This is a genomic window from Gillisia sp. CAL575 (genome assembly GCF_000403785.1).
In the GTDB taxonomy this organism is placed as follows: Bacteria; Bacteroidota; Bacteroidia; order Flavobacteriales; family Flavobacteriaceae; genus Gillisia.
Genome location: NZ_APHJ01000048.1, coordinates 1 through 9,039 on the forward strand (window position 1 = coordinate 1; position 9,039 = coordinate 9,039).

Annotated in this window: 7 protein-coding genes; all 7 read right to left on the reverse strand. The window is 31.4% G+C overall.

All coding sequences use genetic code 11. The annotated features are described in order from the left end of the window. Window positions 1-230: 230 nt before the first annotated feature. The gene (locus I130_RS14510; RefSeq protein WP_157480453.1) at window positions 231-674 is read right to left on the reverse strand and encodes a hypothetical protein; all 444 of its coding nucleotides are present in this window, start codon (window positions 672-674) and stop codon (window positions 231-233) included. A gap of 217 nt (window positions 675-891) precedes the next feature. Then, window positions 892-2,346: a toll/interleukin-1 receptor domain-containing protein gene (locus tag I130_RS14515; RefSeq protein ID WP_034924855.1), complete on the reverse strand. Its 1,455-nt coding sequence runs from the start codon at window positions 2,344-2,346 to the stop codon at window positions 892-894. A 50-nt stretch (window positions 2,347-2,396) separates the two neighbouring features. Continuing rightward, a complete protein-coding gene (locus tag I130_RS14520) occupies window positions 2,397-3,401 on the reverse strand; it encodes an IS30 family transposase (protein ID WP_034924857.1) in 1,005 nt (334 codons plus the stop codon). A 206-nt stretch (window positions 3,402-3,607) separates the two neighbouring features. Continuing rightward, window positions 3,608-4,324, reverse strand: a complete 717-nt coding sequence (locus I130_RS14525; protein ID WP_034924861.1) for an SIMPL domain-containing protein — start codon at window positions 4,322-4,324, stop codon at window positions 3,608-3,610. A gap of 160 nt (window positions 4,325-4,484) precedes the next feature. Further along, on the reverse strand, window positions 4,485-5,342 hold the full coding sequence (locus I130_RS14530; RefSeq protein WP_232224159.1) for a tetratricopeptide repeat protein: 858 nt from the start codon (window positions 5,340-5,342) through the stop codon (window positions 4,485-4,487). 752 nt (window positions 5,343-6,094) lie between these two features. Beyond that, window positions 6,095-7,315 carry a HEPN domain-containing protein gene (locus I130_RS14535; protein WP_034924863.1) on the reverse strand — a complete coding sequence of 407 codons (1,221 nt, stop codon included), beginning with the start codon at window positions 7,313-7,315 and terminating at the stop codon, window positions 6,095-6,097. 764 nt (window positions 7,316-8,079) lie between these two features. Beyond that, window positions 8,080-8,760, reverse strand: coding sequence for a DUF6624 domain-containing protein (locus tag I130_RS14540; protein WP_034924865.1), 681 nt, complete (start codon window positions 8,758-8,760; stop codon window positions 8,080-8,082). Window positions 8,761-9,039: the final 279 nt, after the last annotated feature.

Sequence of the window (9,039 nt, forward strand, 5' to 3'; positions counted from 1 at the left end):
AACGGTCTTGGTTAAGGCAAGTAGCGTGGAGTAGGGACACGTTCTTGTCGGCTTAGTTGGTTTTTACTTGGTGTCTAAAATAGCACTTTTCACCAGAATGCCCGCTATTTGCGCTTAACCGATGTTGTGCAAAGTATTTTTTGTACTTAAACATGTTGCTGAACGGAAATTCAATTTTTTTTGTCAAGGACAAATACTCTTTTCGTGATTAATGTTTCCTTATTAGATACCTAAATACTATCCTCAATTTGACTTGTTTCAATTATATAAATATCTTTTACAACTCCGTGTAAATAATTTAAGCCAGATTTAGTGAAAACTGTTTCAAATTGTATTAATCCGTTTCCAATTGTGTCTTCAAATGCCAGACGATTTGGAAATCTATCAAATTCTTCTATTTCTAAATTTTCATAATTTTGATCTGTCCCAACATGAAAGAATATATATCGCTCCTTAATTTTTGAATCGTTAGTATTGCCAAAGTTTCTATTATATTCAATTACACCTTTTACCATTGTATTTATAAATACGGTATCTGGAAAAGTAAACGTATTAATCTCTCGATTATCTTGTTTAGAATCACTTGGTTTTTCCTGAAGTAAGGATTTACTTTTATCTTCCTTACAGGAGTTTAAAGCCAATAGAGAAATCAATAGTATACTAAGTCTTTTCAATTTTAATTTTCCTAACAATTTGATAATATTATTCGGTAATCTTTGGTTGATTTCAATTTTGCACTCTTAAAATATTATGCACAACGGTCTTGGTTAAGGCAAGTGGCGTGGAGTAGGGACACGTTCTTGTCGGCTTTGTTGTTTTTTACTTGATGTCTAAAATAGCACTTTTCACTAGAATGCCCGCTATTTGCGCTTAACCGATGTTAGCTGCAGTTTAGTTATATATTGCCAATTCGTCATATTTTAATGCATAACGTAATCTAGGAACTTTATAATTAAAGCCTTTTAAATCATCTTTATCTTCGAGTGATAGTATTTTTTCTTTTAACTCCTCAACACTATCTACGTCAAAAAGTACTTTTATTTTATTAAAATATCTTTTTGAAATTATTTTAGGGAATATTTCTATTTGAGAAGAAGCTAATGCACTTGTTTCAGGCACCCAATTTTCGTTATATCTTATTTTACTTGGATAAAAAAGTCTTAGATAATATAAAATTATATCGGTTCTAATTAAATCTTCAAACTTAGGTATTTTACAATGCTGTTTAATTAAGTCAGCAACTATACTAATACGATTAGAGTTCAATTTTTGTTTTTTAAATTCGTTAAGTGTATAGTTATATTTTCGAAATTCCTCAAAATTTGTAGCCTCTGCTTTTCTATTCCATTTTCGAGTAACAATTAGATCCGTTTTTACAATAGCGGCCAATAGTTTAAATCTCTGATTTTTTATCAGGATATTAGAAAAGTTTAGAAATAGATCATAATTGAAAAATCTGAAATTATCTACCCTAAGATCATTCAATGATTTTCCCGAGTCGAGTCTCAAGTCATTATCTTCATAAAACTGAAGAAAGCTTTCAAAAAACTCTATGAATATTTCTTCATAATCTTCAGTTGAATATTTAAAAATAGATGTTGTGAATTCAATAAAATCATTTTTCAAGGCTTGTAATTCTACTATACTTTTTTCAACCTCATTGATAAAGTTCTCTTCATTTATATTTTCAAAATTTATCTCAAATAATGATAAACTTTCTACGAAAGTATTTAAGTAATCCTTTATTAATAAGGTTGAATTTTCTTTTTGATTAATTAAGGAATTTTTTATTGCTGCAACTTTGTGTGCCGTAGGTAAGAAAATAGGATCATCATCTTCTAAATGAACTGGCATCTTACCAATCGGAGGTCGTTTCGAAATTGGTTTATTATATATATTACGAATTAATCTTTCATAATTTTCTTCATAATGATCTTCATTACTTAAATCAATATAAATTCTTGATTTTACGAATGTTGGTATACAAGGTTTTTCATTCTCATATTCCATAACTACTGGAATAAATTTTGTTTGATCTGCTTCGCTATATATATCATCGGATACTATTAAGCTTTCTATTCCAACTCCACCAATTTTTTGATTAGCCTTTTTAGCATACTCTTTATTACAAATAAGTAAAACTTTTTGGACTTCCGGATCATTAACCATTTGTTCCATAAAATGATATTTATCTTGACCCTCTTTTAAATCCCAATCATCTAAAATAACGTGTATTCCATCATTCGTAAGTCTTTCTGCTAGGGTTAAAACCTTATCTTTATTTGAAACGGGTTTCCAACTATAGGAAATAAAAATCTTAATTGTTTTCTCTTCTTTACTTTGCATGCTGGATTCAATGTTGTAACGCAACAAATCGTTGTTGGTTTTTGATGTTACTAAGCTACAAACTTCAGTTCAAAATTCATTAATTCTTTAGGTGTTTTATAGCCTATAATTTTTCGTGGTCTATTGTTCAATTTTTCTTGAATCAAGAACAGTTTCTTTTGGTCAATTTGATTGAAGTCTGTTCCTTTTGGAAGGTATCTTCTAATGAGACCGTTGGTGTTTTCATTGGTTCCTCTTTCCCATGAGGAATAGGGGTGTGCAAAGTAGATTTTCATTCCAGTTTTTTGTGTGATTTCTTCGTGTCTAGCCATTTCAATTCCGTTATCGTAGGTCATCGTTTTTTTGAAAATTGGATTTAATTGGTTTAATATTTTACTGAATTCTTTTGCAACTTCCCCAGCTTTTTTAGAGGTTAGTTTAAGGATTAAAGTGAATCTAGTTTTGCGCTCTACAATAGTTCCAATAGCACTTTTATGGTTTTTTCCTATAACGAGATCTCCTTCCCAATGTCCTACTTCTTCTCTAAGGTCGATATGCTTGGGTCTACTGTCAATGCTGACTTGGTTGATTATTTTACTCCCGCCTCCACGTCTTCTTTTATTGGGTCTCCGCCTTGTTTTTTTGCGTACTAGTAGTTTGATTAGTTTCTTGTTCAAACTTGCTTGAGGTCTTGTATAGATGTGTCTGTAAATAGCTTCATGTGAAATGGACATGATAGGGTCATTGGGATAGATTTCCTTGAGTCTTCCTGAAATTTGCTCTGGTGTCCAGTTGGATAATAGTCCTTTATAGACAAAAAATCTAAGTAGGGAATGTGTGCTTATTTTATCCAGGTTTCTCTTGTTGAGATAGTCATCTTTAGCGTTGAAATTAGCTAAGAATGCATCATACTTTTCAATTGGTTTAGTGACCCATCTGTTGACTTCTCTGGTGATGGTAGATCTCGTTCTTCCAAGCTTGTTAGCAATGAAGGATTTGGTTTTATTTTCTTCTAAAAGAGTTTGGATAATGATCCTTTCTTGATAAGATAATCGCCTGTGTTTTTTTACTGCCATTTTACAAATCTATAAGTTTAGATTTGTTGCGTTAAGTTATTGAATAGAGCCATTTTCTTCTAAATTGCAGCTAACGGTCTTGGTTAAGGCAAGTAGCGTGGAGTAGGGACGCGTTCTTGTCGGCTTTGTTGTTTTTTACTTGGTGTCTAAAATAGCACTTTTCACCAGAATGCCCGCTATTTGCGCTTAACCGATGTTGGCTAGCGTTATTTTAAATTCCATATCACTAAAATATTGTCAGTATAAACTAGATCACTCGGTGTGAATCCTTTGAGTTTTGAACTCGATCCACTTAACACAATTTCATTTAATCCTTGATCATTATTATAAATTCTCATACCTGCATTATAGGTGTTTCCATAATTAATTTTTGACACTTTCTCAATATCAATTTTAGCAGCTTCGCTAATTAGTTTTGCTTTACTAAATGCATTCTCAGTGGCAAGTTTTATAATCTGTTTTTGAACGTTTTCCTTTAATGAATCCGAGAGCTTAAAGTTGAAATTTAAATTGAATTCGGTACTACTATTTGAGAATTGGTTTAGAATTTTTGTAATATTTTTTTGGTCATTTTTAAATTCAAGGTGAATTTGTTGGGTTGCAATATATCCGCTATCAATATTTTTATTATTTCTATATACCGTATTTTTCCGAACATCAAAATTTTCGGTTCTAATTGCTGATTGCTCAAATCCTATCTTTTTTAGCTGGTTAGCAATATCTTCTGACTTATTATTTAGTCTAGTAATTGACTGACTAAAATGCATATCAATTTCACTAATATTAATGTTTAAAATTCCCATGTCTGGAGATATTGACACTTTTGCGAATCCGACTACCTCTAGGGTTTTAGATTTATCTTCATTCTGTGCTGTTGAAATAATTGTAATTAGAAGAAAAATTAAATTGTAAATTCTATTCATTTTTTGTTTTTTTTAATGCTTGCCAACGGTCTTGGTTAAGGCAAGTAGCGTGGAGTAGGGACGCGTTCTTGTCGGCTTAGTTGTTTTTTTACTTGGTGTCTAAAATAACACTTTTCACCAGATTGCCCGCTATTTGCGCTTAACCGATGTTGTGCTAAGTTTAATTCCATCTAACTTGATAAGGATATCTTTCATAAATGACATTGTCCTCATTAATTGAGAAGCCTTTACGAGCATTTTCCTTTGCACTTTGATAAACGCTTTCTGCTTCCTCTGTTCTACTTAATTTATAAAGAATTTTCGTTTTGTAATATTGAACGTCAGAAAATTGCGGATATCTCTCTAAGGCTTGATCAAATAGTACTAAAGCCTCTTCATACTTTTTTAGTTCGTACTTGCTAATTCCGTAATAAAAGAGGTCTAAATGGTGTAACCAGTCTTCACCTTTTTTATCAATAGTTTTCTCATAATCTTTCTCAAACAACTTTTCTGCTTTTCCAAATTCACTTAGTTGCAAGTAACTTAACGCGATGTAAAAATCATATGAGTGATCCATTTCAAATCCGTATCCATATGTTTCTTGATAATCCGTAAAATCAATAATTGCGTCTTTATATTGCTTAGAAAATATACACTTTATAAATGCTCTGTATCGTTGCCATCTTTCAGGATTATACTTTACTGCCTTATCAATGAAGGTCATTCCTACCTCGTATTTACCTTGTTTGAATAATGGCATAGCTTTCTGTTGCCAGAAATAAGCTATTGTAGAATCCACTTTCAATCCTTTGTCAATTTCGTTTTGCCAATCTTGCGAATAAACATCAGTCAGCCAAGCTCCGTTATTCAGATATATATCTTTTAAAGAATCTTGTTGTTTTTCGGTGAATTGGGGAATTGTTTTTTCACTGGACAATTTTAAATTTTCTTCTTGTTTACAACTGTTCAAAGTTGAAATAAAAAGTAAAGTCAGAAAGTATAATTTTAAATTTCTCAAATCTTGTATTAAATTTTGCACAACGGTCTTGGTTAAGGCAAGTAGCGTGGAGTAGGGACACGTTCTTGTCGGCTTTGTTGATTTTTACTTGGTGTCTAAAATAGCACTTTTCACCAGAATGCCCACTATTTGCGCTTAACCGATGTTGTGGCTAGTAGCTTTTATCCGAGTAGGAAAATTTTTATCAATATTATTATTTTAAATCTCATTGATTTTGACACTTTTCACGTTTGAGTGATGTCAGTGGTTTATCTTTAATATCATTCAATTTTTTGTAGCTAACAATCTTGAGTAAAAGTCAGAATAAGAACTCAAATCTTCGGTTCGAGTAAAAGTCAGCGAATTGCTTTTAAACCATTTTTGTTCTTTAATTCTCTTTTTATTTAACTTCTTCACGCCCGAGTAAATTCAGCGAATTGAATTTAAAAAATCATTCAATTTTCTGTGGCTAACAATCCTGAGTAAAAGTTAGAATAAGAACTCAAATCTTTAGGTTCGAGTAAAAGTCAATGAACTCCTTTTTAATCATTTTTCAATCTTATAAATTCAGCGTAACAGTTGCGAAATATTGGTTCTTATCAGTTGATTTATAATTATGTTCTTTACGGAATTTTGTTTTTTGGGCTATTAGCCACAACGGTCTTGGTTAAGGCAAGTAGCGTGGAGTAGGGACGCGTTCTTGTCGGCTTAGTTATTTTGTTACTTAGTGTCTAAAATAGCACTTTTCATTGGAATGCCCGCTATTTGCGCTTAACCGATGTTGGCAGCTGTAATTACTGAAATTTTAATTCGTTAATGTACTCAAATAGTTCTTTCATATTTTTGAATGAATTGAAAGGTTTTTTAACCATTAATGAATAGATTAATCTTTTTGAAGTTTTTAATGCCAGTTGTACATCTTTTATATCAACACTGTTTTCTCCTCCGTGAACTATTGAAGATCTTTTACGATAAACATCTTTAAAGTATTTTGCTAATTCTTTTCTTTTTTCAAAATCCTTCTCAATAATGAAGGCGAGCCATTCACTCAATTGGCTTACGATAGAAGGGGAAATTGCGGATTTCTCATCGTATTTAAGCATAGCCTCAATTGCGAAAACGAATTGAACCAAAGACTTCGATAAGTCGTTGTCATAAACGCCTTTTCCAATCCATTCTATTGATTGTAAGATTCTTTTTTCAATCTCATTCTTATCCTTTTTTGTGATTAAAAACCAAATTTTGTCATTTCCTTGTGAAGAATCAATAAAGTAAGGGTCTTCAATGTTTTCTGGAAAAGTGAGTTTTCTATTACCACTGAACCCAACTGACTTTTCCGTTAATAATATTCTATTATAACTTCTCCATTCTCTATGATTAAATGAGCCAATATTTCTCTCATTCTTTAAGTCCGCAATCATATAGTTCATTACATTTTCAAATGATTTTATATAATTATCACCTATCTCTACAGCCTTTCTATTTTCCCTTGCGCTAACTTTAATGGAGAGGAAAAAATCTGAATTTCGATTATCAAAGAATAATTTTTTCTTCAATAAATGTGGATAATCCATATATAATTTTTCTTCTGTTTTATTAAAGTTGTAAATTTTAAATTGCCCTAGATTATGATTTGGACTTTCCATTTCTAAGCCATATAATTCATAGAAAATTTCAGATTCTTTAATTTCTAATTTTAGAAACGTGTTTATTAATTCGTTGAAGTGATCTATATTAGGTGGTATAGAATCATTTTTCCATTGACGTAAAAGTTTTATAAAATTTTCTTCAAAGGTTTTTAAGGAAATTGTGGCAGCTACTTCCTTATTACTTTGATATAATTTATCTAAATTTTTCTGGAAAATTGAAACCTTTTCAATTCCGTTAAAAGAGATATTTGTTTCTCCTATACCAAACGATTTTGAAGCTCCGTAAGAATCATCTAAAAACTCTTTATTACAATCGGAAATTGAAATAATCTGATTTATGATTTTTATTATTGTACGATTATCCATCTAAATTATTGCTGCCAACGGTCTTGGTTAAGGCAAGTAGCGTGGAGTAGGGACGGATTCTTGTCGGCTTTGTTGTTTTTTACTTGGTGTCTAAAATAACACTTTTTACCAGATTGCCCGCTATTTGCGCTTAACCGATGTTGTACATTGTGGCGATTCTCGGAATATGTTGTTTTGTTGTCACTCTTTTTGAGTCATTTTTTTCTTTTCTGAATCTTGATTATAATTTTTCACATTCGAGTAAGAGTCAGTTTCTATTCTTTTCTTCTGAATCATTTTAGTCTTTTTTTACGTCTGAGTAAACATCAGAATTATTATAAAGGCATTCAATTTATCCATTTTTAAGGCTTGAGTAAAAGTCAGAATAACAACCTGAATGTATCTATTTTATTTTTTTACGTCAGAGTAAGAATCAGCGTAATAATTTTAAAAATATCCGATTTATCCGTTTTTTATCTTTTCAAACTTTTCACATAAACCTCAGAATTGAGTGTTTTATGTTTTTACTTAAATCTTAAAAAAGTCAGCGTAATAATTGCGAGAGATTGGCTTTTTTAATTCAGATTTGCCGTTATTTTTTTACGTTTTTCATTCTGAGCCATAATTTACAACGGTCTTGGTTAAGGCAAGTAGTGGGAGTAGGGTCTCAAACTTGTCGGCTTTGTTGTTTTTTACTTGGTGTCTAAAATATATCTTTTCATTGGAATACCCGCAATTTGCGCTTAACCGATGTTACCTGCTGGCGTTTTACTAAAATTATAATATTATTCCGTTTTATAAAGTGTAGGTCCGTTCAAACCATTTTTTTTAAAAATCGTTTCATTCATTTTGTAATGCATTTCAGACATTCTATTTAGATACTCTTCAATAGGTTCTAAACCAATCTCGCTTCTTCTTTTATTTACATTTTTACTATCGGCTAAATCCCTTGGTATTGCTTGACAAATTTCCCAATTATAAGTTACCTGACTTCCATAGACTTGTTTTTGTCCGGTATTCAATTTTACTCTATCAGTTAAAAGTCCGAAACTAACTGGATCGGCATTTTTATTTAAAACTTGGATTTTCATTTTTCCCAAAATATTCTTTTGAAATTCTGGATTATTATCAGCGTGTTGAACGACCAACCAAAAACTTTGAGAACCACGTTCTCCCACCAAATCATATCCTACGAAACCATATTGGTCAGAAATTTCTTTTATGCGTTTCTGATTCTCTAGGTGGAGACTATCCTGAATTGTTTTCCACTCTTGTTCAGATAATTTTTCATATTCATCACGAGCTATGTCAGCGGCGAATTGGTCAGTTTGACGTATTTCTTCTAATTCTTTAGCCAAATCCTGGTTGAACTTGTTTTCTTCTTTTATGACTAGTGAATTTGTTTTTTCTTCTTTACAGCTCACTGTCAGAAATATAAATAAGAGGACAAAAAAAGTTTTCTTCATACTGGATTTTTTTGAAAGCTTGCAGGTAACGGTCTTGGTTAAGGCAAGTAGCGTGGAGTAGGGTCGCAAACTTGTCGGCTTTGTTGTTTTTTACTTGATGTCTAAAATAGCACTTTTCACCAGATTGCCCGCTATTTGCGCTTAACCGATGTTGTGATTTGTTGAGTTGTTTTGTTGAAATGTATATTTTATAGCTTTAATGTACTTAAGACTATTGATCTGTTAACTGGAATTATTTTAAAACTTTTCAAATTACTATCTATCATTATCAAATTAAAC